At 64.1% G+C, this 25,309-nt stretch carries 25 protein-coding genes and 4 pseudogenes; 7 read left to right on the top strand and 22 right to left on the bottom strand.

Annotated features, from left to right (window positions below; all coding sequences use genetic code 11):
- Positions 1-14: 14 nt before the first annotated feature.
- The 4 genes from AC1Q5P_RS19720 to AC1Q5P_RS19705 form a co-directional block, all read right to left on the bottom strand.
- Positions 15-320 (bottom strand): GntR family transcriptional regulator, encoded by a 306-nt coding sequence (locus AC1Q5P_RS19720; RefSeq protein ID WP_492519828.1) that lies wholly within the window; start codon positions 318-320, stop codon positions 15-17.
- Positions 317-1,183: a phytanoyl-CoA dioxygenase family protein gene (locus AC1Q5P_RS19715; RefSeq protein WP_039335488.1), complete on the bottom strand. Its 867-nt coding sequence runs from the start codon at positions 1,181-1,183 to the stop codon at positions 317-319. Before AC1Q5P_RS19715 ends, AC1Q5P_RS19720 begins: the two co-directional genes overlap by 4 nt.
- Complete coding sequence (locus tag AC1Q5P_RS19710; protein ID WP_244885408.1) at positions 1,180-1,746, bottom strand: acyl-homoserine-lactone synthase; 567 nt, start codon at positions 1,744-1,746, stop codon at positions 1,180-1,182. Before AC1Q5P_RS19710 ends, AC1Q5P_RS19715 begins: the two co-directional genes overlap by 4 nt.
- A gap of 159 nt (positions 1,747-1,905) precedes the next feature.
- Positions 1,906-2,664, bottom strand: coding sequence for a LuxR family transcriptional regulator (locus AC1Q5P_RS19705; protein WP_492519827.1), 759 nt, complete (start codon positions 2,662-2,664; stop codon positions 1,906-1,908).
- A gap of 397 nt (positions 2,665-3,061) precedes the next feature.
- On the opposite strand from AC1Q5P_RS19705, the pseudogene AC1Q5P_RS19700 reads away from it, so the two are divergent.
- Positions 3,062-3,870 (top strand): annotated as a pseudogene (locus tag AC1Q5P_RS19700) (IS3 family transposase); the annotation flags it as partial.
- 209 nt (positions 3,871-4,079) lie between these two features.
- Here the strand turns inward: AC1Q5P_RS19700 and AC1Q5P_RS19695 are convergent.
- Positions 4,080-5,375: pseudogene (locus AC1Q5P_RS19695) on the bottom strand (IS110 family RNA-guided transposase).
- Between the two features lie 153 nt (positions 5,376-5,528).
- Between AC1Q5P_RS19695 and AC1Q5P_RS19690 the strand changes: the two are divergent.
- Positions 5,529-5,888 (top strand): annotated as a pseudogene (locus AC1Q5P_RS19690) (integrase core domain-containing protein); the annotation flags it as partial.
- On the opposite strand, the gene AC1Q5P_RS19685 reads toward AC1Q5P_RS19690, so the two are convergent.
- The 4 genes from AC1Q5P_RS19685 to tnpA form a co-directional block, all read right to left on the bottom strand.
- A complete protein-coding gene (locus tag AC1Q5P_RS19685) occupies positions 5,875-6,114 on the bottom strand; it encodes a winged helix-turn-helix transcriptional regulator (RefSeq protein ID WP_082813155.1) in 240 nt (79 codons plus the stop codon). The pseudogene AC1Q5P_RS19690 and the gene AC1Q5P_RS19685 overlap by 14 nt on opposite strands.
- Before the next feature lie 122 nt (positions 6,115-6,236).
- A complete protein-coding gene (locus AC1Q5P_RS19680; protein ID WP_492519826.1) occupies positions 6,237-6,956 on the bottom strand; it encodes a methyltransferase family protein in 720 nt (239 codons plus the stop codon).
- Complete coding sequence (locus tag AC1Q5P_RS19675) at positions 6,953-7,216, bottom strand: DUF2933 domain-containing protein (protein WP_039335480.1); 264 nt, start codon at positions 7,214-7,216, stop codon at positions 6,953-6,955. The genes AC1Q5P_RS19680 and AC1Q5P_RS19675 overlap by 4 nt, the downstream gene beginning before the upstream one ends.
- A 190-nt stretch (positions 7,217-7,406) precedes the next feature.
- Positions 7,407-7,826 carry an IS200/IS605 family transposase gene (gene tnpA, locus AC1Q5P_RS19670; protein WP_039335478.1) on the bottom strand — a complete coding sequence of 140 codons (420 nt, stop codon included), beginning with the start codon at positions 7,824-7,826 and terminating at the stop codon, positions 7,407-7,409.
- Positions 7,827-8,063: 237 nt separating this feature from the next.
- On the opposite strand from tnpA, the gene AC1Q5P_RS19665 reads away from it, so the two are divergent.
- The 4 genes from AC1Q5P_RS19665 to AC1Q5P_RS19650 all read left to right on the top strand — a co-directional run bounded on the left by AC1Q5P_RS19665 (position 8,064) and on the right by AC1Q5P_RS19650 (position 12,785).
- Positions 8,064-9,524, top strand: coding sequence for an MBL fold metallo-hydrolase RNA specificity domain-containing protein (locus AC1Q5P_RS19665; RefSeq protein ID WP_052242496.1), 1,461 nt, complete (start codon positions 8,064-8,066; stop codon positions 9,522-9,524).
- Positions 9,521-11,059, top strand: a complete 1,539-nt coding sequence (locus AC1Q5P_RS19660; RefSeq protein WP_062345266.1) for a thymidine phosphorylase family protein — start codon at positions 9,521-9,523, stop codon at positions 11,057-11,059. Before AC1Q5P_RS19665 ends, AC1Q5P_RS19660 begins: the two co-directional genes overlap by 4 nt.
- Positions 11,056-11,940: a ribose-phosphate pyrophosphokinase gene (locus tag AC1Q5P_RS19655; protein WP_039335476.1), complete on the top strand. Its 885-nt coding sequence runs from the start codon at positions 11,056-11,058 to the stop codon at positions 11,938-11,940. The genes AC1Q5P_RS19660 and AC1Q5P_RS19655 overlap by 4 nt, the downstream gene beginning before the upstream one ends.
- A 224-nt stretch (positions 11,941-12,164) precedes the next feature.
- Positions 12,165-12,785: a response regulator transcription factor gene (locus tag AC1Q5P_RS19650; protein ID WP_039335475.1), complete on the top strand. Its 621-nt coding sequence runs from the start codon at positions 12,165-12,167 to the stop codon at positions 12,783-12,785.
- Between the two features lie 180 nt (positions 12,786-12,965).
- Here AC1Q5P_RS19650 and AC1Q5P_RS19645 read toward each other — a convergent pair whose 3' ends face one another.
- The 10 genes from AC1Q5P_RS19645 to atpD all read right to left on the bottom strand — a co-directional run bounded on the left by AC1Q5P_RS19645 (position 12,966) and on the right by atpD (position 21,203).
- Entirely contained in the window at positions 12,966-14,732 is a 1,767-nt protein-coding gene (locus AC1Q5P_RS19645; RefSeq protein WP_039335473.1) for an oleate hydratase, read from the bottom strand.
- A gap of 79 nt (positions 14,733-14,811) precedes the next feature.
- The gene (locus AC1Q5P_RS19640) at positions 14,812-15,660 is read right to left on the bottom strand and encodes a F0F1 ATP synthase subunit gamma (RefSeq protein WP_039335471.1); all 849 of its coding nucleotides are present in this window, start codon (positions 15,658-15,660) and stop codon (positions 14,812-14,814) included.
- Positions 15,657-17,189, bottom strand: coding sequence for a F0F1 ATP synthase subunit alpha (locus AC1Q5P_RS19635; RefSeq protein WP_492519825.1), 1,533 nt, complete (start codon positions 17,187-17,189; stop codon positions 15,657-15,659). Before AC1Q5P_RS19635 ends, AC1Q5P_RS19640 begins: the two co-directional genes overlap by 4 nt.
- A complete protein-coding gene (locus tag AC1Q5P_RS19630; RefSeq protein ID WP_492519824.1) occupies positions 17,161-17,910 on the bottom strand; it encodes a F0F1 ATP synthase subunit B family protein in 750 nt (249 codons plus the stop codon). Before AC1Q5P_RS19630 ends, AC1Q5P_RS19635 begins: the two co-directional genes overlap by 29 nt.
- 1 nt (position 17,911) lies before the next feature.
- Positions 17,912-18,154, bottom strand: a complete 243-nt coding sequence (locus tag AC1Q5P_RS19625) for a F0F1 ATP synthase subunit C (RefSeq protein WP_017501321.1) — start codon at positions 18,152-18,154, stop codon at positions 17,912-17,914.
- A complete protein-coding gene (locus AC1Q5P_RS19620) occupies positions 18,151-18,852 on the bottom strand; it encodes a F0F1 ATP synthase subunit A (RefSeq protein ID WP_039335466.1) in 702 nt (233 codons plus the stop codon). Before AC1Q5P_RS19620 ends, AC1Q5P_RS19625 begins: the two co-directional genes overlap by 4 nt.
- Positions 18,849-19,115 (bottom strand): ATP synthase subunit I, encoded by a 267-nt coding sequence (locus AC1Q5P_RS19615; RefSeq protein WP_039335465.1) that lies wholly within the window; start codon positions 19,113-19,115, stop codon positions 18,849-18,851. Before AC1Q5P_RS19615 ends, AC1Q5P_RS19620 begins: the two co-directional genes overlap by 4 nt.
- Positions 19,112-19,387 (bottom strand): AtpZ/AtpI family protein, encoded by a 276-nt coding sequence (locus AC1Q5P_RS19610; protein WP_039335464.1) that lies wholly within the window; start codon positions 19,385-19,387, stop codon positions 19,112-19,114. The genes AC1Q5P_RS19615 and AC1Q5P_RS19610 overlap by 4 nt, the downstream gene beginning before the upstream one ends.
- Complete coding sequence (locus AC1Q5P_RS19605; protein ID WP_039335462.1) at positions 19,384-19,794, bottom strand: F0F1 ATP synthase subunit epsilon; 411 nt, start codon at positions 19,792-19,794, stop codon at positions 19,384-19,386. Before AC1Q5P_RS19605 ends, AC1Q5P_RS19610 begins: the two co-directional genes overlap by 4 nt.
- Positions 19,791-21,203, bottom strand: a complete 1,413-nt coding sequence (gene atpD, locus AC1Q5P_RS19600) for a F0F1 ATP synthase subunit beta (RefSeq protein WP_039335461.1) — start codon at positions 21,201-21,203, stop codon at positions 19,791-19,793. Before atpD ends, AC1Q5P_RS19605 begins: the two co-directional genes overlap by 4 nt.
- Before the next feature lie 275 nt (positions 21,204-21,478).
- Here atpD and AC1Q5P_RS19595 point away from each other — a divergent pair, with 275 nt between their 5' ends.
- Positions 21,479-21,898, top strand: a complete 420-nt coding sequence (locus tag AC1Q5P_RS19595; protein ID WP_039335459.1) for a hypothetical protein — start codon at positions 21,479-21,481, stop codon at positions 21,896-21,898.
- 27 nt (positions 21,899-21,925) lie between these two features.
- Here the strand turns inward: AC1Q5P_RS19595 and fabI are convergent.
- From fabI to AC1Q5P_RS19580, 3 genes and pseudogenes are all read right to left on the bottom strand, one after another.
- A pseudogene (gene fabI, locus AC1Q5P_RS19590) lies at positions 21,926-22,699 on the bottom strand (enoyl-ACP reductase FabI).
- Positions 22,696-23,886 carry an acetate/propionate family kinase gene (locus AC1Q5P_RS19585; RefSeq protein ID WP_226018244.1) on the bottom strand — a complete coding sequence of 397 codons (1,191 nt, stop codon included), beginning with the start codon at positions 23,884-23,886 and terminating at the stop codon, positions 22,696-22,698. Before AC1Q5P_RS19585 ends, fabI begins: the two are co-directional and overlap by 4 nt.
- Complete coding sequence (locus AC1Q5P_RS19580; RefSeq protein ID WP_039335455.1) at positions 23,879-25,306, bottom strand: bifunctional enoyl-CoA hydratase/phosphate acetyltransferase; 1,428 nt, start codon at positions 25,304-25,306, stop codon at positions 23,879-23,881. Before AC1Q5P_RS19580 ends, AC1Q5P_RS19585 begins: the two co-directional genes overlap by 8 nt.
- Positions 25,307-25,309: the final 3 nt, after the last annotated feature.

Raw genomic sequence — 25,309 nt, 5'->3', positions numbered from 1 at the left:
CAAACTGCGCGCGATCACCTCGGAATGCCGCGCGCGATCAAATCGGAACAGTGCGCGCGATGACCTCGGAATCCGCACTCCAGGAGGTCACGAAGGTCGAACGTGCAGAGCCGCGGCACATGGAAGCCGAAACCTGGCCTCAGGTCCACCATGCGCTCGCCAACAAGGCGATTGAGACTGTCGCGAACCGGGGTCATGCTGACGCCTACCAGATCGGCGATCCGCGCGCTCTCCAGGCGAGAGCCTGGCGGCCAGGCTCCATCCAGCAACTTTTGCTTGATGGCCGTGTATGTCGGTTCGAGGACATGCGCCGGGCTCATCGCTGTGCCCCCTGCCCCCGCGCAAATTCCGAGAGCATTGCAGCCTGGTCGGGTCGTAGTGCATCGACCGCACCGAGCTTGCCTCGCCTGCCGCGATTGAGCAGCACGGACGGGCATTGTCCTTCGTAGTTTCCAAGATTGGGGCGGTGCTGAGCATAGCCGACAAGCGCCGCAAGTTCAGGCGAGAATGACCTTGCGACCTCTGGCGGATAGGCCAACCACATATTCTCGTATGGTTTGAGCCAGCCCAGACTGTACCCGACAACGATCGCGCGGCGGACGCCCGAGGAGCGGTTTGGACCTGCGCCATGAAGCGTCGAGCCCAGAAAGCATATGGCAGAGCCAGGTTCGCACTCCGTGATGACGGGGTCTGGAAGCTCCGAGAAGTCAGTTGGCGGATTACGATGCGTGCCGGGGTATATCCGAGTGGCACCGTTTTCAGGCGTGAAGGGATCCAGAGGCCAGACCACGTTCAGGAGATATTCGTGCGCCCCCTTCACCCCGGCCCACATGTCGTGGTCGCAGTGAGGGAATTGCTCGAGTTCGCCCGGGTGGATTGCGATGGCCTGTGCCACGTTGAGCTGGATTCTGTCACAGGCGGCCCCCAGCACCGCCTGCGCCAGGGCGAGCACAGTGGGCTCCATGACGATTTCCGAAGCCCGCGTCGATCGGCGCAGCAGGCTGCCGAAGCGCTTGGTCCGATAGCCATAGAAATGACCTTGGCCGAATGGGGTCGTTCTGAACGGGACCTCCAAGTCTCTAGCCAGATCGGACAAGATTCTCGGCGAAAGAAGCTGCGGGATGACGCAGTAGCCTTGCGCCATCAGCTCATCGAGCCATGGCTCGATTGTGATGGGCGTCATGCCGCTCCTCCCCTCGCGGCGGGCATTTCGATAATCGGCTCGGCAAAGCAACCTGCCTGCTTGAGCCCTTCAAGGGTATTCCCGTCGATACTGATGTGCAGACCGACGAGCATTTGCCCATCATGTGTTACAGCATCGCCAAGCGCCCGGCATTGCCACCCGAATGTCCGGATTTGCCGATACCAGGCAAGGCCGGCGACACCGGTATAATCCGTGACACCGTTTCTCAGCGCGTACTGGACCAGCGCGGTCACGAGCTCGTTGCGCGCTACCTTGCGCTGTGCAGCCGTCAGCCGCGGATCAAGGCAGAAGCGGGTTATTTCCCGGGTCGCAGGTCCGGACGGAACTGGCCCGGGGCATAGCACCGGAAACATGTCGCGCAGGATGTGGGGGGTATCGGTGCGCAGCAGCCTGGTCGATGCCCGATGCTCACCGTTCTCATCGAGCAGGATCAGGTAATCGGCATGCTGGTTGTCGAATTGATCAACCTCGTACTTGCCGGCAAGGACTGGCAGATCCCAGCGCAGGAGGTCGATAAATACCCGCTTGCGGGCGGCAAACATGGTGCGAAAGGCGTGGGCTTCATTCGCTGCGGCGTCAGTGAGGTTGAGCATGGGGCCATCTCCAGGTTGGGATGGCGCATCCAAACAGCGAGCGGACGTTCGCGGTATTCCCAGATCTGGGAATGGCGGAACTTAAAAAAGCTCTTCCCGGCGATCCTCTTAATCGAGGAGGTTGTTCCACCAACGCAGGAGGTCCGGAAAGCTGATCAGACCGTCATAGAGGGCGCAGAGGATGAGCGTCTGGCCACAGTGGACGTTGTAACGTTCTCGGGCATCCTTGAGGTGCTTGCGAACGGTAAACTCGGTGACGCCCATGATGATTGCAGCCTCTGCTGCCGTCTTCCCTCTGGCGGACCACAAGACGCATTCGCGCTGCCTGTCCGAAAGTGCTGGCCTGCAATCGTAGTGGCCCAGCCCTGCCAGTCCACGTGCGGCCGCTATCGCGATGCCTCCAAGCAGCTCAGCCACTTCCAACCGCTCACGGGGGAGTTCAGTTCTTGGGCCGACCACGAAGGAGCATGAGCCGCTGCCTTCGCCGGGTATGTGGCGAGGCACCGTGTATCCGTCTGCGACGCCGACGTGGCGACCAACAGACAGCATGCGATGATCGCCACTCGTCATGGGGATCAGACTCGCAACGTTGCGCCATTCGAAGCCCAGCAGTGCCCTATCGCAGGCACGGCGCACCGGGTCCTGTCCCGCGAGGTCAAAGCAAACATACACCTCGGCCCATTCTGCCGGATAGTTGTGCATCAAGACCGACTTTCGCTCCTCAAAACGAACCCGCGGCTCATAGGCTACTGCGAAATGATCGAACCCGAGTTCTCGCGTGATGTGCGCGAGGCAGTCCGACAAGGAAGCTGAAGTCTTCGCATCGATCAGGTAGGGTGCAAATTCGCGAACGAGCGACAAAGGCATGCCTGACAATCGGCACCCCTGACGTAACCCAACCCGTCAAGGATGAACCGCCCTGCAACGCCCAGACCCTGGTTCCATGCCAACGCCTGCGGCTGTTTAACCAACGCGCTAGGCCGATTAGTGCCGAGCGTGCGTCCAATATATCGCGCATACCAACCGTGATCAACCGAAATAGTTTAAAGGACCTTTAGTTCACGTTGGGTTTGAGATGTCAGCAAGCTTCTCCACTTAAAAAAGTATTACTGCAAAACTGCACGAACTTGTGTCAGTGGATTATATTTTGAAGTACCAAATTCGAAGAATCTCGAGGCATCGTCCCCCACTCAGAGGATCTGACCTGCCACGGGTAATTACCTCTAGTTGCGATTAGAGTCCGGCCTGCGGAAGGACGGACGAGATGAAGCGCAAGAGGTTTACAGAAGAGCAGATCATCGGGGTGCTGAAGGAAGCGGAGGCGGGAGTGAAGACCGCCGACCTTGCTCGACGGCACGGTATCTCCGAGGCAACGATCTACAACTGGAAGGCCAAGTATGGCGGCATGGAAGTGTCGGAGGCGAAGCGGCTGCGTTCGCTCGAGGACGAGAACGCCAAGCTCAAGCGCCTGCTGGCGGATATGATGCTGGACAACGCCGCGCTGAAGGATCTTCTATCAAAAAATTGGTAACGCCCGCTGCCAGGCGCAGAGCAGTCGCTCATCTCGCGGATCATCACGGGATGAGCGAGCGGCGGGCGTGCCGTGTGATAGATGCTGATCGCAAGAGCGTTCGCTACCAGTCCCGGCGACCGCCGGAGACAGAGTTGCGCACGCGTCTTTGCGAACTTGCCAACGAGCGCCGCCGGTTCGGCTACCGTCGGCTGCACATCCTGCTGCGGCGGGAAGGTGAGCCTTCGGGCATTAACCGCGTCTACCGGCTCTATCGGGAGGAAGGCTTGGGCGTGCGCAAGCGTCGAGCCCGGCGCAGGGCCGTCGGCACGCGGGCTCCGATCCTCGTGGAGGCCCGGCCCAACGCCCGTTGGAGCCTTGACTTTGTCCATGACCAGTTCGCCTGTGGCAGGCGGTTCCGTGTGCTCAACATCGTCGATGACGTGACCAGGGAATGCCTCGCCGCAATACCCGACACGTCACTCTCCGGGCGCCGAGTGGTGCGCGAACTGACCGACATCATCGCCTGGCGTGGCAAGCCGGGAATGATCGTCAGTGACAACGTCCTAGGTCGGGAAGCAGCGGCGGGAAACGGCCAGCAGGTCTCGTTGCGCCGATTGCGATCGGCGCTGGTAGCGTTCTGATCCAGATGGCTTCCGTCGTCGAGGAATGCGCTCTCGGCCATAACAAACACAGGATCCAGCGGCCGAGCAGGTCGTGGTCCTCACCGTCCTTAAAATGAGATGCGGATGCCAGATGGACGGCCCGAACATTATCTACAGGGTCGCCGTAGCGCCCTCACGGCACAGCAGAGAGGGGTCCTTCCATCTGGTGTCCGCCCGTTCGACGAACGGGCGGTACTCGGCTCCCGTCTTGATGACAGCGTGAGCGACGCGCGCCATCTTGGCGGTGAGTGCGGTCATCGCCTTGCGGCGGCGATCAGGGTCGTTGCCATGGCCGGCAACATAGCGACCAAGCTTGTCGCGGAAGCTGTTGTCACGCTGACGGATGGCGACTTGAGTTGCCATCCAGAAGGTGCGGCGTAGCCGAGCGTTGCCGTACTTGGAGAGCTTGGTTTGCCCACGGAAAGTGCCCGACTGGCAGGTCGCGAGGTCAAGCCCACAGAGCTTGAGGAACTGGCGGTGGTGGGCAAACCGGCGAAGGTCGCCAGCCTCGGCAAGGATGGTCAGCGCGTTGATCGGTCCGATCCCGGGGATCATGCGCAGGAGCTGATAATCGCGGTTCTCGCTGAGCAAGGCGTGAGCGGTGCGCTCAATCTCATCGCGCTGCCGGATGAGGCTACGTGCTTGTGCGATGACCATGCGGAACATGGCGATCGCTACGGAATCCTTGTCGACCGGCAGTGCCACCGAGGCGCAGGCGGTCTCATAAATATCGTTGAATAAGCGGGCCTTGGAGACCTTGCGACCGACGAGAGACCAAGCCTCGCGCGTGAAGTCTTCTTGGCCGAGCGCTGTCATGCTGGCCGGAGTTGGGAAGCGTTCGAGCAGGGCAGAAACCAGTCAGACCGGCTGTTGCCGGCGAAGCGCTCGATCTCAGGAAAATACAGCGGCAGATAGTGTGTCAGGATCCGATGCCAGGTCTGGGTCTTGGCTTTGGAAATGGCTTCATGGGTCTTCGACATCTCCTGCAGGTCGTTGATCCCGGCGGCCAGCGGATCGACGTAACGCTGGGTGGCACCGATCCGCAGCATATGCAGGATCACCTGCGCATCCTTGGAATCGTTCTTGTCCCAACCATTGTGCAACGCCTCGCGGGTGCGAGCCAAGGCAACCGACGAAATCAGTCGCAGCTCGAAACCTGCCGAGAGCAGCCGATGCGCCAACGTGCGATGGTAGTTGCCGGTCGCCTCGAAGCCGACGACGATCGGGCGCCCTATGCTGCTGAGCTCGTCGGCGAGGCGATCGTAGTCAGCCTTGGTGGCCATGATCGTCATGCGCCGGCGGCGGCCGCCTTCGGGGCGTTCAATCAATACCTCCTGCCGGTGCTTCGACATATCGATGGCTACCAGCACGGCGTCGGCGGGGGTAGAACTGCGCTTGGTCATGGTCGGTCCGTCTCCAAAGGGTTGAGTCGACAACTTCACTTTAGAGACCTGCTGGCCGGTCATGGCCGCCTTGATGAAGCCGGCGGGCGCTACGCGCTCTTGTCTTCATCAAGGCATCGCGGCCCTCAAAGGAGCCGCTTCCCAATGTGCTACGGCACCGAGTTCACCGCCAATGCGATCCTGGCCTGGTGCAAGGACCACGAGATCGAGTGGCACTACATCGCGCCGGGCAAGCCAATGCAGAACGGTTACGTGGAATCCTTCAACGGGCGGATGCGGGACGAGCTGCTCAACGAGACGCTGTTCCACGGCCTCGATCATGCCCGTGCCGTGATCCGGGAGTGGGCGGAGGATTACAATACCTGCCGCCCCCACTCCTCGATCGGATACCAGACCCCAGCCGGCTACGCAGAAACGATCTTTGCAATGGGGTCAGGCATGCCTGACCCCATTGCAAACAAGGCGCCGAAAGGCATAACCGCAACCGCCGCGGCTCTAATCAGGGCTGGATGAAAATCCCGTGGCAGGCCAATACGGCTTCCAGTTCCCTTAGACGCGTCGTAAGCACATTGGCACTAACCTTGGGGATCTCCCGGCGAAGCGACGTGAAGCGTAATTCCCTACTACTGAGCGCGACAAGGATTTGCAGCACCCAACGGCCTGTAAGAGTTTGAAATATGACATCGGCTGTCGCAGGGCTTATTGCTTTATCGGGCGCGCGTTCTGACTCGATACACATCAAATTACTCTCACATTGTTCGGGCAAGTCCCGCAGGAATTCGTCAGCGCCTTCGCACGAGGCTGAGTAGCGACAGAACCTACCGCCCTAGAAACAGCAAGATTTCTCGATTTTCCGTGGCGTTAGCGCTTTGGAGCGTCGAGCTCGCTGACGCCTCGGACTGGTTTGTCGGCCGCGCTTACCTGCAGACTGGCTGGTCCCGCCGGAGCCCGCTTGCACCGCGGAATGAACGCGGGGACGCGGCGCATATAATCGCGGTAGCTTTCACCAAATTCCGCAAGCGCAGTCTTTTCTTCGGTCCACGCCAGCCTGAAATACATCACCACGAGCACCGGGAACATGGCGAGCGTCAGCAGAGTCGGCCATTGCAGCAGGAAGCCAAGCATGACGAGGATGAACCCGACATATTGCGGGTGGCGTACCTTGGCATAGATTCCTGTGGTCGCCAGCTTGTGAGCGCGTTGGGCAGCGTGAAGTTGCGCCCAGCCGGCCGAGATCAGCCAGAAGCCCGCGCCGATCAACACAAAGCTGGCAATGTGGAACGGCCCGAAATGCGGGTTGACGCGCCAACCGAACATCATCTCGAGCAGGTGGCCGGCGTCGTGGCTCCACCAGTCGATGCCAGGGAAATGCGATTGCAGCCATCCTGAGAGCACGAAGATCGTCAGCGGGAAACCATACATCTCGGCAAAGAGGGCGATGATGAACGCGCTGAACGCTCCGAAACTGCGCCAGTCGCGCTTGGTCGCCGGCTTGAAGAAGCTGAATGCGAACAGGATGAACACGGCCGCGTTGACCAGAGCGAGGCCCCACAGGCCATAGCCGTAATCGGTATGCGTCATCGCGACTCCCCCTCGGCACGCTCATTGGAATTGGCCGGCAGGCCGGTCGGGAGCTGATTGGGCTCGTGGCCATGTTGATGGCCGCCATGACCATGGTGCATGAACAGGTGCATGAGCGGACAGGCGAGAAGGATCAGATAGGGCAGCACGCCGAAAAAGTGCGCGGTGTGCTCGGTGATTAGGAAGAAGCCCGCTACCAGCAGGAACCCGATCAGGACGATCGTCCCGCGTTTGCGCATTCGATGGTCTTGATCGTCCATATGCCACTCTCTTCTAGCCGATGCGCCGCCAGGTTAGGCCTAAGTCCCGGGAGCAAGGTATAAGTAGAGACCGAAGTTCGGAAGAGGCGGCCAGCGGTGGGCGTCGAGATGCGTCGATTGGACCCGTCCACCGTTATCAGCGCGGCACCGGCACTGAGGCTGAATCACTGACCGGCTGACGCCGGTAGGATCAAGCGGTGGGGCTGAAGCCGTCCTTGTGGGTATGTTGGTCCAGGTAACGCATGATGATGTCATCGGTGATGTTGCCGGATGTGGTCGAGAAGTAGCCGCGCTGCCAGAAGCGTTGGCCCCAATATCGTTTGCGGATGTGCTCGAATTCCTGTTGGATCTTGCGGGATGAGCGCCCCTTGGCCCGGCGCACGAAGTCGCTGACCGAGACGTGCGGCGGGATTTCGACGAACATGTGTACGTGGTCCTTCGACAGCGCGCCGTTGATGATCTTCACGCCCATCTCGGCACAGACCTGACGGATGATCTCGCGCACCCGTAGCCGAACATCGCCGATCAGCACCTTGTACCGATATTTCGGCGCCCAAACGAGATGGTAGCGATGATGGAATGTGGTGTGACAACCGGACCGATACGGCATAGCCTGTAACCTCGGGAAAAGCGGAAGCTTCACGCCTTCGGCGGCTTCCGCTTTTCCCGAGGTTACAGGCTAGCACGCGAGTCTGTGGCTGAAGCCAGTATCCGACTGAAGTCGGAGGGGTTCCTCCTTGCTAGAGGACTCTAAACAGGCTTGCTGCGGCTTTTGCGTATAGGCTCGAGGTACGAGCCCACCAATGCTGCGCTCACGAATATAAACGTGAGAGGCAGGCAAGGATTCATGCACAAGAGGAAACAGAAGCATCGCCCCCGCAGCCATTTCGGCACGGCTATCCTCGAACAAGAAGCGCGTATCGATCTCGCGGAGCGCTCAGCAGACGGCCTCGGCATCGCCTTTCTCGGCGCATCGGGGACCGTAACGGGCTCTCGGTACCTAGTGGATGATGGCGAGACGCAGGTGGTCATCGATTCCGGCCTGTTCCAGGGTCCGAAGGATCTGCGCCGCCTCAATTGGGCGCCGATTCCGCCCGAGGTTGCCGATGTCGACCTGGTGCTGCTCACCCATGCGCATCTCGATCATTCCGGCGCGCTGCCCCGGATGGCACGATTCGGGTGGGGAGGAACCGTTCTCAGTACACGGGCCACCGAAGCTCTGTGCGAGCTTCTACTGCCGGACAGCGGTCATCTTCAGGAGAAGGACGCGGAGTTCGCCAACCGTCACGGTTTTTCGAAGCACCAACCGGCACTGCCGCTCTACACTCAGGCCGACGCGCGCTTGGCGCTGCAACTGTTCCGAACGATCGAGTTCGGGGCATGGCACGTGATCGCGGATGGCATCAAGGCACGCTATCATCGCGCCGGACATATCCTCGGGGCCGCGTCGATCGAGATCAACTGGAAAGGTCGCACGATCCTCTTCTCCGGCGACATCGGGCGTTACGGCGACGCGGTCATGAAGGATCCCGAGCCGCCCGCGCGCGCCGACTATGTCCTCGTGGAGTCCACCTATGGCGATCGCCGCCACGAGCAGATCGACCCGACAAGAGCGCTGGGGGACCATATCGAGCGGTGCGTCAGGCGCGGCGGCACGGTCGTGATCCCGGCTTTCGCCGTGGGACGCGCGCAGTCGCTCCTCTATCACCTTTCACGTCTGCGTGCCGACGGCCGTCTGCGGGACATCCCTATCTATCTCGACAGCCCCATGGCGATCAACGCGAGCGGGCTGATGTGCGACTTCATGGGGGAGCACCGGCTGAGTCGCGCGGAGTGCGAGGCGGCCTGCGGAGTCGCGCACTATGTGCGCGAAGTCGAGGAGTCCAAGGAGCTGACCGCGAATCCCGCCCCCAAGGTCATCATCTCGGCAAGCGGCATGGCGACTGGTGGCCGTGTCCTGCATCATCTCAAGCGCTTCGCACCGGACGGAAAGAATCTCGTCCTCTTTTCGGGCTTCCAGGCGGCGGGGACGCGCGGCGCGGCGATGATCAGCGGTGCCCGGACGATCAAGATCCACGGCGAGTATATTCCGGTCGAGGCCGAGGTCGCAAACCTTACCATGCTGTCTGCGCACGCCGACAGCGATGAGCTCATGCGATGGCTCGGCTCGCTGCACGAGGCGCCAAAACATGTGTTCGTCACCCACGGAGAGCCCACCGGCGCACATGTGCTGGCGAAGCGCATCTCGGAAGAACTGAGCTGGTCCTCCAGCGTCCCGGCGCTGGGAAGCTGGGGCATGCTGGCGTGAGCGCCCCCGCAATCGAAGAAACCGATGCGGAGCCCATCGCGACGACGCTACGGGCGCGACGCCTCGGCCTTACCGCAGCCGGCAACGATCCGATTGCAGTCATGCGTCACGACTGCCCGGTCTGTCGATCCGAAGGGCTCGCGTCCCGCGCTCAAATCAGACTCCGCGCCGGCGGCCATGAAGTGGTGGTCTCCCTGCTGCACAGTTCGGCCGATATTCCGGCACCCGGCGAGATTGGCCTGTCCGAGGCGGCTTGGCACCGGCTCGGCGTCAGTGACGGCGACCTGGTGGAGATCGCGCATTCCCAGCCGCTTGCCTCGCTCAGTGACGTGCGGCGTCGTATCTACGGGAACCGACTCGGCCAAGCGGCCTTCTCGGCGATCATCACTGACATTGCCGAGCGCCGGTACAGCGATGTCCATCTCTCGGCCTTCGTGACGGCCTGTTCGGCGGTCCCGCTTGATCAGGATGAAACCGTCGGGCTCACGAGGGCCATGGTCGATGTCGGAGAGCGGCTGAGCTGGGCCGGTGCCGTCATCGTCGACAAGCACAGCGTCGGCGGATTGCCGGGCAATCGCACGACGCCGATCATCGTATCGATCATGGCCGCTGAAGGACTGATCATGCCCAAGACGTCCTCACGCGCGATCACCTCGCCGGCCGGCACTGCCGACACGATGGAAGTGCTGGCGCCCGTCGACCTCGACGTGCCCGCGATCCGCCGGGTGGTCGAGCGCGAGGGTGGATGTATCGCCTGGGGCGGCGCCGTAAAGCTCAGCCCGGCCGACGATGTGATCATCGGGGTCGAACGGGTGCTCGACATCGACGCGGTCGGACAGATGGTGGCCTCGGTACTTTCCAAGAAAATTGCCGCCGGCGCGACCCATCTCGTGATCGACATCCCGGTCGGCCCGACCGCCAAGGTGCGCAGCGCCGAGGCAGCCGAAACGCTCTCGACGGCGCTGACCTCGGTCGCCGAGGCCTTTGGCCTGCGCACCCGCGTGATGTGCGGCCCGGGCGTCGAGCCGATTGGCCGTGGCATCGGCCCGGCGCTCGAAGCCCAGGAGATACTGGCCGTGCTCCAGGGCGAACCCGGCGCAGAGGATCTCGCGCACCGGGCATGCGAACTCGCCGGAGGCCTCCTCGAGCTGGCGGGAGCGACACCGACCGGCGGAGGATTCGCGCGCGCGCTGGAAAGCCTCGAAAGCGGCCGGGCCTGGGCGAAATTTCAACGCATCTGCGAAGCCCAGGGCGGCATGCGAGAACCGCCGGTTGCCAAGTTTCAGCAGGATATGATCGCACCTTATAGCGGCAGGATCGTCAGCATCGACAATCGCAAGCTCGCAATCGTCGCCAAGCTCGCCGGCGCGCCCACAGCCAAAGCCGCCGGGGTCGCGCTGCACAGCCGCCTGCACCAGACGGTGGAGGCAGGCGCCCCACTATGCACCATCCATGCCGAGAGTCCCGGTGAGCTTGACTATGCCGCGGCATTCGCGGTGAGTGACGGGGCGATCTTCGGGATTACCGCTGAATGAACCGGCCGATCGTCTTCGCGCTTCCCGGCAGCGAGGCGCTGCTGCAGGCCCTGTGCACTGCCCTCGACGCGGAGCCGGGAGCACTGGAACATCGCCAGTTTCCTGACGGGGAGACTTATCTCAGGATCGAAAGCGATGTCGCCGATCGGCACGTTGTCCTTCTGTCGAGCCTCGATCGTCCGGACGCGAAGCTGCTACCGCTTCTGTTCGCCGCTGACACGCTTCGCGAGCTTGGTGCCCTCAAGCTTGGTCTCGTCGCCCCTTATCTCGCCTATATGCGCCAGGACGTGCGCTTCCATCCCGGCGAGGCGGTCACGTCGCGAACCTTTGCCGCCCTCCTGTCTCGCCATCTCGACTGGATGGTGACGGTCGATCCGCATCTCCACCGCTACCATGCGCTGGCAGAGATCTATCGAATTCCGACCCAGGTCGTTCATGCGGCCCCGCTCCTGGCAGCATGGATCAAACGGAACGTCGCCCGGCCGCTGATCATCGGCCCCGACATGGAAAGCGAGCAATGGGTCGCGCAGGTCGCGGCCGACGCCGATGCGCCGTTCCTCGTCTGCGAGAAAGTGCGGTCCGGCGACCGTGAGGTGACGATTTCGATCCCCAACGCCTCGGCATTTCTCGATCGCCAGGCAGTGCTGGTCGACGATATCGCCTCGTCAGGGCGAACGCTCGCGGTCGCGGCACGCCAGCTCGCCAGCATGGGTTTCGCACCACCCGATTGTGTGGTGGTTCATCCCCTCTTCGCGGGCGACGCGGCGCAGGTTCTGGGCGGGTATGTGGGGCGCATCGTCAGCACGAACACAATCGTTCACACCTCCAACGACATCGACATGATGCCGGTGATCGCGGAGGCTGTCCGCAACGCCCCGTAAGCAGGACTGCGGGGCACGCAGGCGCCCCTCCCTAAAATAGCTTCTGAACCTGCCGACAGCATGTCGTCCACGCTTTGGCTCGCCAGATGCCGGCGTGATCGCCGAGTTCGTGAGGCACAAAATCCCCCTTGACCTTGGACTATGGTCCAACCCGCACAAGGCGCGCGCGAAGCGGCGGCGTGACCGACGCTGCAGCATGGTAGGTTTGAATTGCCAGGGGGACCATGGCAGAAAAGCGCGTCGTTCATATCGTCGATGACGAGGAGACAATCAGGAAAGCGGTGGCGTTCACGTTACGAACAGCGGGTTTCATCATTGAGACTTATGCATCGGGACCGGAATTTCTGAAGATTGCGGGTGAAGCCGAGATCGGCTGTGTCATTCTCGACATGCATATGCCGGATATGGACGGTCTCGAGGTTCAGGCAGTTCTGACACAGAGAAACATCGACATGCCGATCGTCGTGCTGACCGGAAATGGCGACGTCGCGCTGGCGGTCCAGGCGATGAAGGCAGGCGCCGTCGATTTTCTCGCCAAGCCGATCGAAAGGGCCGTACTGCTCACTGCAGTCGACCGAGCATTCGCGCGCATCGACCGGGCAGAGAGCCGTGCCCTCGAAGAAGCTGAAGCGAGGATGCAGATAGATCTTCTGACGCCGCGTGAACGGGACGTCCTAGAAGGTCTCGCTCAGGGGCACCCAAACAAGACCATCGCCTACGACCTCGGCATCTCTTCCCGAACGGTCGAAGTCCATCGTGCGAGCCTTATGGCCAAACTCGGCGCCCATACGCTTTCCGAGACCTTGAGGATCGCCTTTTCGGCGGGAATGGGAAAGCGGTCGTAAGCCTGCAGACACAACTCTGTCACTGCGCATCTTTTGGCTTCGCCGACCCGGAGCAGAGCGAGGCGTTGGCGGAATAATACATCGGCATCCATCGAACCCGTGACGAAGGCATGGCGACGCAGGCTCCGGCGGCTCGGGCGCGGGCTCGCCCCATCCAAACGGCCAGATGGCCTTCGATCACTATTCCGAAATAACGTGAAACTCTTCCAGCAACTGGGCGATCTCTGTGCCTTCGAGCTTCTTCATCAGCAGCTTGCGCAGGAAGGACGGGCCGGGAATGTCGATCCCCTTGCCATCCCTGAGCGGCCCGATCGCAGCCAGGAGCGTGCGAATATCATAGGTTGAGCTAAACACTTCAGGCACGCCGCGTTCGACCTGCATGAGCGTGTAGACGGCCTCCATCGGCGTGCGCACCGAATATTCCGTCGTGAAGATACAATCATGCTGCTTCGACTCGGCAAACTGGCCGATGAAGGCGAAATTGACCGCGCCCTGAGGCACCACCTCCGGCCGGTCGCCGGCCTGGCGCGGCATGAAGAAGGCGGTGATGTAGGGCATCATCACCGGCACGGTCTTTGCTCCCGTCGCCGCGAGCCCGGGGATATCCGCGACCGGCACGCCGAGGTGATAGAGCCATTCCTGCGTGATTTCCTCGCCCGTGCAGTCCTGCATCGGCTTCTTCACATAGTCACCCGGCCGGTCGACGAACAAGGCATAGAACCAGGCGACGATCTGGTCCTTCGGCTGCTTCTTGAAGTGGGGTTGCCGGCTGACCGTCCAGCTCAGTAGCCAGCTCGAGTCCTTGACCGTGACGATGCCGCCGGTCACCACCCGGCCGCTGAACGGATCGCGCCTGGCGATCTTGCGAATGTACGCCGGGATGCGCGCGTCTAGCGTGGTGATGGTTGCCGATGCCCATTTGGTTTCCGGGATATTGGATCCGAACACATCGGGACGACCAAAGGCGGAATCCTTGGCCGCGATCCGGCGCCACAGATCCCAAGCCGGCGCGGGCCCCTCGTTGAGCCTGGCCGGAGTATGGTGATCGCCATTGTCGGAATTCTCGGTCAGCGATCCGATGGTGATGAAGACGAGATCATCGGCGCCAAGATCGACGCCGCCTTCGACGCCATTTTCGATCCAGGCAATCCGGGTCGCCTGCTTGCGGCCGGGTTGGATGTCGAAATCGACGTCGGTGACCTCGACGCCGTAGCGAAACCTGACGCCGCGATCCTGCAGCCATTTGACCAGCGGCAGGACCATCGATTCATATTGATTGTAGCGGTTGAACTTGAGTGAGGAGAAATCCGCCAGACTGCCGATATGGTGGATGAAGCGATGGAGATAGAGCTTCATCTCGAGCGCGGAATGCCATTCCTCGAAGGCGAACATGGTGCGCCAGTAGAGCCAGAAGTTGCTCCTGAGGAAATCATCGCCGAAGACTTCGTTGATCCGCTTGTTCTCCATCTCCTCCCGCGTCGCGAGGAAGACGGAGATCAGATCTTTTTGCGCGCGATCGCCGAGTGTCAGCAAAGCCTTGTCAGGCACATCCAGGCCCTGGTTCTGCGTGACGCGCTGCAGCGAAAAATTCGGATCGTCCTTGTTGAGCCGGTAGAATTCGTCGAGCACACTCGCATCCTCGATCTCCAGCGACGGGATCGAGCGATAGAGATCCCAGAGGCATTCGAAATGCTCCTCCATCTCGCGCCCTCCGCGGATGACGAACCCTTTTTCGGGGACGTCGAGGCCGTCGAGCGCGCCGCCGGGAACATGCAGCTCCTCAAGGATGGTAATATGCTCGCCGGCGACGCCGCCGTCGCGGATCAGGAACGCCGCGCCCGCTAGTCCCGCAAGACCCGAGCCGACGAACCAGGCCGTCTTCCTGTCAGCGCCCTCAGGTTTGCGGGGGCGCACGAAAGCTTCATAGTTTCCGCTACTATAGTGCATGACGAACTCCCTCTTCGATCCCGACGACAATGGCGGTTCTGCGGTTTCTTGCTGAACAGCAGAAATGCCTGCCCTGCATTCATTCTCGCCGATGTCGCCCGCCGCTCAGTTCGACGACTTCACTGGTGATCTGATCCTGACGCGTGAGCCGCTCCTCGAGGCGCAGGGCCTCGCCCTTGCGATCGATGTGGCTGCGGGCGGTCGCCATGGTGCGCAGCCGTGCCTCATTCTCGGCGACGAACGTCTCGACCGCCGCCGCGCAGATCTGGGCGAAGACATATTCCACTGTCAGGTTGCCGATGAGGTCCGCCGCCTTGATATTGACGAGCGGCGGCAAATCCGCCGTGGACGCCGGGAAAGTGTCGAGGTCGAGCGGCAGGAGGCTCGCACGCACGATCGAGATGCCCTTGCCGCTGCTCCAGACCGGATAAGCCATGGTAATGGGCACCGCGCCGGCCTCCTCCAGAAAGTCGTAAACCGCGTCGATGATGCTCGTCGCCAGCGCGGGAAGCGCGTCGGCCTTGCTCGGCATGCTCGCGCTCCATGCGATGCGCAGACCGCGCTCGGCCGCAAGGGCCGCCGTGCGTGCCCCAATCAGAAGAATATGCCTGTCCTGCATGTCGGCCGCGGCGCCGTCGAGCAGCTGCTCCGGAAAGGCCCCGGCAAAGCCTTGCTCCGCACCGAACAGGATAAGGCCGCCTCTCGCACCACCGACCGCCCGCGCCGGAAAACGCGCCAGTGGCTCGTCAAGGCGGCGCGCCTGGCCAATGGCGGTGCGGGCGGTCTCCGCATAGCGTCGCACCGCGGGCAGCAGCGCGCGCGCCTGCTGCGCCCGCTGCGCGGCGATGCCCTGCATGGCGTTGACCACCGCACCGAGCTGGCGGACGGTCTCGATCCGGTGGCCGATCTCGGCGAGACGATCGCTCATGGCATACCGCCCATCCGCGGGCTTTCGAGCAGCGCTTTCACCGCCGCGACCAGAGCGGCCCGCTGCGCAGTGTCGATCTGTCCGGTCCGCTCGATCTGCGCGCAAAGCTCGGGGACGTGATCGTCGATCCAGGCGGGCAGCCGTGTGCGGAGCGACGGTATCTCCGCTACTGCCATGTCGTCGAGCAACCCTTCGCTGAGCGCAAGGGCCAGCGCCACCTGGTCGACGGCCCGCAGGGGGCTGAGCAATGGCTGCACGAGCAGGGCGCGCAAGCGTTTGCCACGTTCGATCTGGGCCCGGACGCGCGGCTCAGGCTGCTCGCCGAAGCGGGTGAACATCTCGAGTTCCAGGAACTGCGCATAGTCGAGGCGCATGGTTCCGCTCGCGTCGCGCAGGACACGCAGCTGCGTCTTGCCGCCGACCCGGCTCACGCTCGTGCCGACGTCGATGGCGGGCTTGTGCCCTTGCGCGAACAGCTTCGCGTCGAGAATGATCTGACCATCGGTCATCGAGATCAGATTGGTTGGGATATAGGCGCTGACATTCCCGGCATCGGTCTCCGCGATCGGCAGGGCGGTGAGCGAACCGCCCCCTCGTTTGGCCGAGAGACGCGCCGCGCGTTCGAGCAGGCGGGAATGGAGGAAGAAGACGTCGCCGGGATAGGCCTCGCGCCCGGGCGGCTGCCCGGTCAGCAGAGCGATCTCGCGATGGGTCGCGGCATGCTTGGTGAGATCGTCGAGCACCACCAGCGCGTGGCCGCCCGCGTCCCGAAAATATTCGGCCATCGTGAAGCCCGCGAAGGGCGCGATCCATTGAAGCCCAGGCGCCGCGGCGGGGCTCGCCACGACAAAGACGGTGCGGTCCGGTGCGCCATGCCGCCGCACCTGATCGATCACGCGTGCGACCGCCGAGCTTTTCTGACCGATTGCGACATAGACGCAGATCATGTCGCTCGTGCGCTGGTTGATGATCGTGTCGACCGTGAGCGTCGTCTTGCCGGTGGCGCGGTCTCCGAGAATGAGTTCCCGCTGCCCCCGGCCGATGGCGAACATCGCATCGATCGCGAGCGTGCCGGTTTGGACCGGCTGGACGACGAGGTCGCGCTCGATGATCGATGGCGCCGGCCGTTCGACAGGGTCGAAACGCCTGGCCCTTATCGGTGGGCCGCCATCGAGCGGACGGCCGAGCGGATCGACGACGCGGCCAAGCAATGCCTCGCCAACCGGCACGCGCACCACCTCGCCCGAGCCGGTTACGGTGTCTCCTGCCTCCACCTGGGCGGCATTGTCGAGCAGCACGCAGCCGATCCGGTCCCGGTCGAGCGTGTGGACGAATCCGGTCTGGCCCCGGGCGAAATAGAGCAATTCGTCGAGGCGCGCGTCCGGAAGGCCCGAGACCATAGCAACGCCGTCGCCGATCGATTCCACCCGGCCAATTGCATCGACACGCGGCCCGAGATTGGCGCGCGCGATACAGCTCTGGGCCTGCGTCAGCCAGTCTTCAGGCGATCCGGGCATGATCGTCCTCATTGAGGCTCTCCACCATGGCGTCGAGATCGGCGCGCCAGCTGTTGCGCACGACGGCGTGGGGCGTGCGAAGCTCCGCGCCGGCGATGAGATCTGGATCGACCGCGAAGATCGGGGTCGCGGTATCCGGCAGGATTTCGCCAAGCGCGCGCGCTACCTGCGTCTGCAGATCGGCCGTCAACGGCGCGGGCGTCGCGACGGTGACGGTCCCGGCGACCGCCAGGCTGCGGCGATCCGCCTCGGAAAGGTCCCCGAGCCGCGCGTTGAGCGCGTCGACCATGGCCTGCACCGTCTGCTCGGGCGGGAGACGAGCGAGCAATGTGCCCGCCATCGAGGCGGCGAGGCTCGCTGCCTTTTCCCGCCACTGTGCCGCCACCCGCCCGCGTTCGGCATCGATCGCCGCATGGCCTTGCTCGACCACGGCGTCCGCCTCGAGCCTGGCCTGCGCGAGGAGGCGCTGGCGCTCTGCTTCGGCCTCGGTCCGGATCTCGGCGTGCCGCGCAGCCGCATCCGCGACGAAGCCGTCATTCTGCGTCTTGAGCGCCTGCGCTTCGGCCTGTGCCCGGTCCTTTGCCTCCTGCGCTTCGTCGAGCAGCGCCTGGGCCGATGCCTGGCGGGCAGCGATGGCATCCATCACCGGACGGAACAGGAAGCGTCCGAGCAGCCACACGAGGATGAGGACATTGACCCCCTGCAGCGCGAGCGTCCACCAGTCGATCCGCATGTCAGGCGAACGGGTTGGCGAAGAGCAGCAGCAGCGCGATCACGAGGCAGTAGATCGCCATCGTCTCGATCATCGCGAGGCCCACGAACAGCGTGCGCGAGACGGTGTTGGCGGCTTCGGGCTGGCGCGCGATCGCGTCCATCGCGGCGGCGACGGCCCTGCCCTGCCCGAGCGCCGGGGCGATTGCGCCGATCGAGATCGCGAAAGCGGCGCCGAGGATGCTGGCGAGATGGATCCAGTTCATGCGGGGGACTCCTGTTTGGATGCCGGGCGGGCGCCGTTCTCGCTGATAGCGCTCCCGATAAAGACCATGGCGAGCGCGCCGAAAATGTAGGCCTGGACCGCGCCGGTGAGCATTTCGAGCGCCATCAGCGGGATCGGGACGAGCAGCCCGGCGATGCTCAGCACGACGCCGATCATGAAGACGCCGCTCATGACGTTGCCGAACAGGCGCACCATCAGCGAGAAGCTGCGGGTGAAGAGCTCGACGATATTGAGCGGGGCGAGCAGGATCGAGGGGCGCGCGAAGGTCGCGAGATAGGCCCTGGGCCCGAGCGCGCGGACGCCGAACCAGAGCGTTGCGCCGAAGACGATCAGCGCCAGCGCCGCGTCGGTTTCGAGGGTCGCGGTCGGCGGCTCGACGCCGGGGATCAGCGACGACCAGTTGGCGACCAGCAGGAACAGGAACAGCGTGCCGATCAGCGGCAGATAACGCCGCGGTTCCGCCTCCATCGTCTCGCGGATCTGGCCGGCGACGGTCTCGACGACCAGCTCGATCGCAGCCTGCGCACGCGATGGGCGGAGAGTAAGGCGGCGGGTCAGCAGCCAGCTTCCGATGGTGAGCACGACCATGATGCCCCAGGTCGTGACCACGGGCTGGCTGATCGGTACCGGGCCGACGGTGAAAAGTACATGGCCTTCGAGCGGCGAGGCGAATTTCATCGGGCACCTCCGAACCGGTGGAGCATGATCTGGCGACCGCCCATGAAGCCGGCTGTTGCGGCAAGAAGCGCCGGCCACCCTTGGCGGCTGGCGATGACGAGGACCAGAATAGTGACGGCGAGACGCCCGAGCCTCAGCAGGATCGCGCGCGATGCCGAGCCGCCATGTGTGACGAGGTCGGCTTCTCTCGCGATGGCCGCGAAATGGGCGAGGCCGACCGCAAATCCGAGGGCCAGGAACAGGATGGGGGAGAGCTGGCTCATTGCCGGTGCATCCAGCGCCAGCCCGACCAGCAGCCGAGGGCGAGCCCGACGAGCAGGAGCGGCGCGGTCCAGAAGATGCCGCTATCCAGCCGGTGGTCGAGCCAGCGGCCGATCGCGAGACCGACCAGCGCGGGCAGGACGATCTGCCAACCGAGCACGCCGATCTGGCCGAGATTGCGGGCGACGGAAGGAAGCCGCTGCGCAAGCCGCCGCCGTTCCGCGCGGGTCCGGATGGCTTCGACGATCGGCTGCTCGGGCTTGTCCGCGTTCACAGACCAAGCTCCCGGCCACCACCCTGCAGGGCCTCGACCATATGGCGGATCGCCTGCATCCTGAGCTTCGCCGACGCGGTCCGTTCGGATCGTTCGCCCTCGTCGCGCTCGCGGTAGCGCGCGAGCACGTCATGCTCGAGCGTTCCAAGGTCATCGCCGACATGGCCTTCGCGCGTCGCGACCGCGACCTCCGTGCCGTGGCTCACGGTCAGAATGCCGTTGCGCACCGCGCAATAGCCGGGAGCGCCATCGGAGCCCCGCCAGGAGACGATCGAGACGCCAAGCGCGGTCAGGAAATCGGCATGGCCCGACAGGATGCCGAAACTGCCGCTGGCGTCCTCGGCGCGAACCGACGCGACATCGGCGTCGACGAGGATCGCGGTCGGATCGGTGATGCGCAGCTTCATGCGCCCTGCCCCACGCGAGAGCGTGCCTCTTCAATATCGCCCACCATGTAGAAGGCGCTTTCGGGCCAGTCGTCGGTCTCGCCCGACAGGATGGCCGCGACGCCCTTCAGGGTATCAGCCAGCGCCACCGAGCGGCCGGCTTGCCCGGTGAAGGCCCGCGTCACCATGAAGGGCTGGGTCAGGAAGCGCTGAAGTCGCCGCGCCCTGCCGACGATCAGCCGGTCTTCGCGGCCCAGCTCCTCGATGCCGAGCAGCGAGATGATGTCCTGCAGCTCGCGATAATGCGCGATCGTCTCTCGGACCTGCTGGGCGAGCGCGTAATGATGATCACCCACGACCTGCGGATCGAGCAGGATCGACGAGGACCCCAGGGGATCGACCGCGGGATAGATGCCTTCGGCCGCCATGGCGCGCGAGAGCAGAATGGAACTGTCAAGATGGGCGGAGATGGCGGTGACCGCAGGGTCGGTGAAATCGTCGGCGGGCACATAGACCGCCTCGATCGCGGTCACCGCAGCCCCATGCACAGAGGCGATGCGCTCCTGCAGCGCGGCCACCTCGCTGGCCAGCGTCGGCTGATAGCCGACGCGCGAGGGCATGCGTCCAAGCAGGCCCGACACCTCGCTGCCGGCCTGGACGAAGCGGAACACATTATCCATGAGCAGCAGGACGTTGCGCTTCTGCTCGTCGCGGAAATGTTCGGCGATGGTGAGCGCGGTCAGCCCGACCCGCCAGCGCGCGCCCGGCGGCTCGTTCATCTGCCCGAAAACGAGCACGGTCTTGTCGATCACACCCGAGCCGCGCATGTCGGTGAGCAGCTCATGGCCCTCGCGCGATCGCTCGCCGATGCCCGCGAACACTGAGACACCCTCGTAGCGGGCGACCATCGCGTTGATGAGTTCCATCACCAGCACGGTCTTGCCCACCCCCGCGCCCCCGAACATGGCGGCCTTGCCGCCCTGGGCAAGCGGTGCGAGCAGATCGATGACCTTGATGCCGGTCTCGAACATCGCCGTCGCCGCGCTCTGCTCGTCGAGCGGTGGGGGTGCGCGATGGATCGGCCTCAATGGCACATCCGGTCCGAGCGGCGCGCCGCCGTCCCCCACCTGCCCGGTCGGCGTAAGGAGCCGCCCAAGAACCTTGTCTCCGACCGGAACCGCGATGGGTGCGCCCAAGGCCACCACGCCGACATTGCGCGCCAGACCGGAGGTCGGCTGAAGCGCGACGGCGCGGACGGTCCGATCATCAATATGGCTCTGCACTTCCGCGACCAGCGGGCCTGACGCCGCATCGATGCGCAGTGCTTCATTGACTGCGGGCAGCGGCCCTTCGTCGAACTCGACATCGAGGACGGGACCGCGGAGCGCCGCAATCCGGCCGAGCCTGGCTATGGATGGTATCACGCCCATGCCGGTTGCCGGGTCAGACCATAATCATGCCCGACCGTGCCGCGATCATGACGGGACGGGTAGAAGTCGCTGCCCGCGGGCACGACATGGACGACAAGCCAAAAGTGCATTGGCTGAGCGTCGCAGGCAAGCCGCAGATTCGGCATACGTAGAGTTACCGATTCTCTCTGATTCAGCCTCGCCGAATATCGGCGGCGCGACGCGATGAGCCTCAGGCCAGGGCTGCATGCCCGATACGCTGGAGCTTAGACGCGAAGAGAAAGGTTCATCGTCCCATGCCCTATCCGGTCGATCAACTTGCCGCGCTCGCCAAAGCGAATGTCGGCCTGATGCTGAAGCTCGCCGAAGTCGCCCGGAAAGTTGGCGAAGAGTCGCTCGAGGTCGGCAACCGCGCCGCCGGCCGCTTCGCCGAAGAGGCGCGTGCCTCGATTGCGGGCGCGACGGACAAGACGTCGGACGCCGGCGCGGTCAGCCCGGCCGGACCGCGGGCACTGTTCGAGGACATGGCCACGGTCCGCGAGCATATGATTGCCGGCACAAGATCGGCGTTCGAGGAATGGCAGCAGGCCTGGCAGGCCGTCGCGAGCGCTCCGACGGCTCCCGGGGCGCTGGATGCCTTTGCTGCCATTGTCGGACCATGGTTCGGGCAGAAAAGCCCGGGCGACGGCGAGAAGCAGGCCACCAGCGACAAATAGGATAGCCCCCGATCGCGGCGAGCCGCCCTAGCCGAGCAGGTGCTGACCGCCATCGACCGGAATGATCGTGCCGGTGATATGGCGGCCGGCATCGCTCACCAGGAAGGCGGCGAGCCCTCCGACATCCTCGATGGTCACGAGCTGGTGCTGCGGGACCGTCGCCGCGGCCCGTTCGAGCAGCTCGTCGAAGCGGTCGATGCCGCTGGCAGCGCGGGTCGCGATCGGGCCTGGCGAGATCGCATGGGCGCGAATGCCCTTGGGGCCAAGCTCAGCCGCGACATAGCGGGTCGCGCTTTCGAGGGCCGCTTTGACCGGCCCCATCAGGTTGTAGTGCTCGACCACCCGCTCCGACCCGTAGAAGGTGACGCACAGCAGGCAGCCGCCATCCGACATCAGCGGCTCGGCGAGACGCGCCATGCGCAGGAAGCTGTGGCACGAGACGTCCATCGCCAGCGCGAGGCCTTCGGCCGAGCTGTCGACGACGCGGCCGTGCAAATCCTCGTTCGGCGCGAAAGCGATCGAATGAAGCAGGAAATCGAGGCCGCCTTATTCGGACTTCACCCGCTCGAACAGGGCCTCCAGTTCGCCCGGCACCCGGACATCGCACGCGGCGAGCCATTCGACTCCCAGGGTCTCCGCGACGGGCGCCACGAGCGGCTCGGCCTTTCCGTTGAGATAGGTCGCCGCCAGTCTCGCGCCACAGTCGTGGAAGGCCTGGGCGCAGCCCGCCGCGATGCTCTGCGCGTTGGCGATGCCGATCACCAGGCCGCGCTTGCCAGTAAGATCGACGAGAGGTTTCATGGTTTCGGCTCCTCACGCAGAAGATCGGCGGTGTGGATGGCGATCATCCACTCCTCGTCGGTCGGGATGATGCGCACCGTGACACGGCTGAACGGCGCGCTGATGACCGACGCTCCGCGGAGATTCGCGTCCGTGTCGAGCGCCACGCCGAGCCAGCGGAGCCGATCGGCGACGCGGGCGCGGATTTCAGGCGCATTCTCGCCGATCCCGGCGGTAAACACGAAGCTATCGAGCCCCCCGAGCGAGGATGCGAGGGCGCCAGCCTGGCGCGCGATCTGCCAGACGAAGAGGTCGATCGCTTCCCCAGCGGCGGGCGTTTCGCTGCCGAGAAGCGCGCGCATGTCGCTCGATGTGCCGGACACGCCCAAAAGGCCGGACTCACTGTAGAGGAGATGCTCGACTTCGCGCGCCGTCATGCCCCTCTGCTGGAGAAGATAGAGCACCGCGCCCGGGTCGAGCGCTCCGCACCGCGTGCCCATCACCAATCCGTCGAGTGCGGTGAACCCCATCGTCGTGTCGATGCTGCGCCCCCCGTCCATCGCACAGAGGCTGGCCCCGTTGCCGAGATGCGCGGCGATCGTGCGGCCACCGCCTGTATCGGGATCGATCAAACGCAGCTGCCGCGCGATATATTCGTAGGAGATGCCGTGAAAGCCGTAGCGCCGCATGCCCTCTTCGCCGAGCGCGCGCGGCAGCGCGAGGCGCGTCGCAACCGGGGGCTGGCCATGATGGAAGCCGGTGTCGAAGCAGGCGACTTGCAGCAGAGCGGGGCGCAGCCTGGAGACGGCGCGGACCGCGGCGAGATTATGGGGCTGATGCAATGGCGCCAGTGGGCAAAGCGCCTCGAGTGCGGCGAGGAGTGGCGCGTCGACCCGCGCCGGCGCTGAATGGTCAGCGCCCCCATGAACGATCCGATGTCCTACCGCGATCAGATCCTCGCCGACCGAAGCTTCGATCTCCCGCAGCAAATCCTTGAGCAGCGTCTCATGCGTGATCGTGACGTCTTTCGTCCAGCGCCGGTCGGCAAGGACATCCCCCTTCGCATCGCGCGCGATCAGGTGCGGCTCAAGGCCGATATTCTCGATCTTGCCGCTCGCCAGCAAAGAGGGCTCATCAGTGCCCGGCTCGGCGTAGAGCGCGAACTTAAGGCTCGACGAACCGGCGTTGAGGCACAGGATTTCAGCCATCGCGGCGCTGTCCCGCAACGCCGGGAGCCGCCTTGGTCGCAGCCCGCGCCAGCAGCACCGCGAGCGCGCAGGAGGCGAGGCGCGTGCGCACGCTGTCTGCCCGGCTGGTGAGGATGATCGGAACGCGCCCGCCGAGCACCACGCCTGCGGCATCGGCGCCGCCCAGGAAGGTCAGCTGCTTTGCGAGCATGTTGCCGGCCTCCAGATCGGGCACCAGCAGGATGTCCGCCTGGCCGGCGACCGGCGAGACGATACTTTTCTCGCGCACGGCCGCCTCGCTGATCGCATTATCGAGGGCGAGCGGGCCATCGAGCAGCGCGCCTTCGATCTGGCCCCGGTCCGCCATCTTGCAGAGCGCCGCGGCATCCAATGTGGTGCGCATTTTCGGATTGACCGTTTCGACGGCGGCGAGGATCGCGACCCTGGGTTGTTCGATCCCGATCACATGGGCAAGGTCGATCGCGTTGCGCGCGATGTCGGCCTTGTCCTCAAGCGTCGGCTCGATGTTAATCGCGGCGTCGGTGATGATGAGCGGGCGCGGATAGCCGGGCACGTCCATCACATAGGCGTGGCTAATCCTGCGTTCGGTCCGAAGGCCCGTGTCGGACGATACGACCGCGCCCATGAGCTCGTCAGTATGAAGCGAGCCCTTCATCAGCAGCGCGGCTTCGCCGGCCCGCACGCGCGCGACGGCTTCGGCGGCGGCGGCGTGGCTGTGCGGGACGTCGATCACCCGGAAGGCCGCAATATCGACACCGGCGTCCTTCGCCGCATTCGTCATACGCGCCGCAGGGCCGATGAGAATCGGAACGACGATGCCGGCGTCGGCGGCCTCAGCCACTGCGCGCATGGCGTCGGCGCTGCACGGATGGACCACGGCCGTGACGCACGCAGATCCGTCCTTGGCGCGCGCCATCAACTGGCGGAAGCGGTCATGGCTGGCGATCCGCACGTCGGGAAGCGGCATGCGGGGCCGGCTGACTTTCTCGGTGGGCGCCTTGACCTCGGCCTGGCCGCTGATGACGGTCTCGCCCTTCTGGTTCACGCAGGTGCAGTCGAGAACGATGACATGATGCTCGGCGCGCTTCTGCGCGACGGTGACGCAGGCCGTGATGGTGTCGCCGACGCCCACCGGGCGGGTGAAGCGAAGCGATTGGCCGAGATAGATCGCACCGGGCCCTGGCAGCTCGGTTCCCAGGATCGCCGAGATGAGCCCCGCGCCCCACATGCCATGAGCGATGACCCTGTGGAACATGTCCGTTTCGGCATAGACAGGGTCGAGATGCGCCGGATTCACGTCGCCTGACACCGCCGCGAAGAGCTGGATGTCGTCGGCGGTCAGCGTGCGGGTGAGGCTGGCCGTGTCGCCGACGGCGATCTCGTCGAACGTGCGGTTCTCGATGAGGTTGGCGGTGGCCATGGC

It is taken from the genome of Novosphingobium sp. GW835-FHT14H07, from assembly GCF_058793515.1.
The sequence above is the reverse complement of the archived record's forward strand: the minus strand, read 5'-3'. Positions and strand labels throughout refer to the sequence as shown.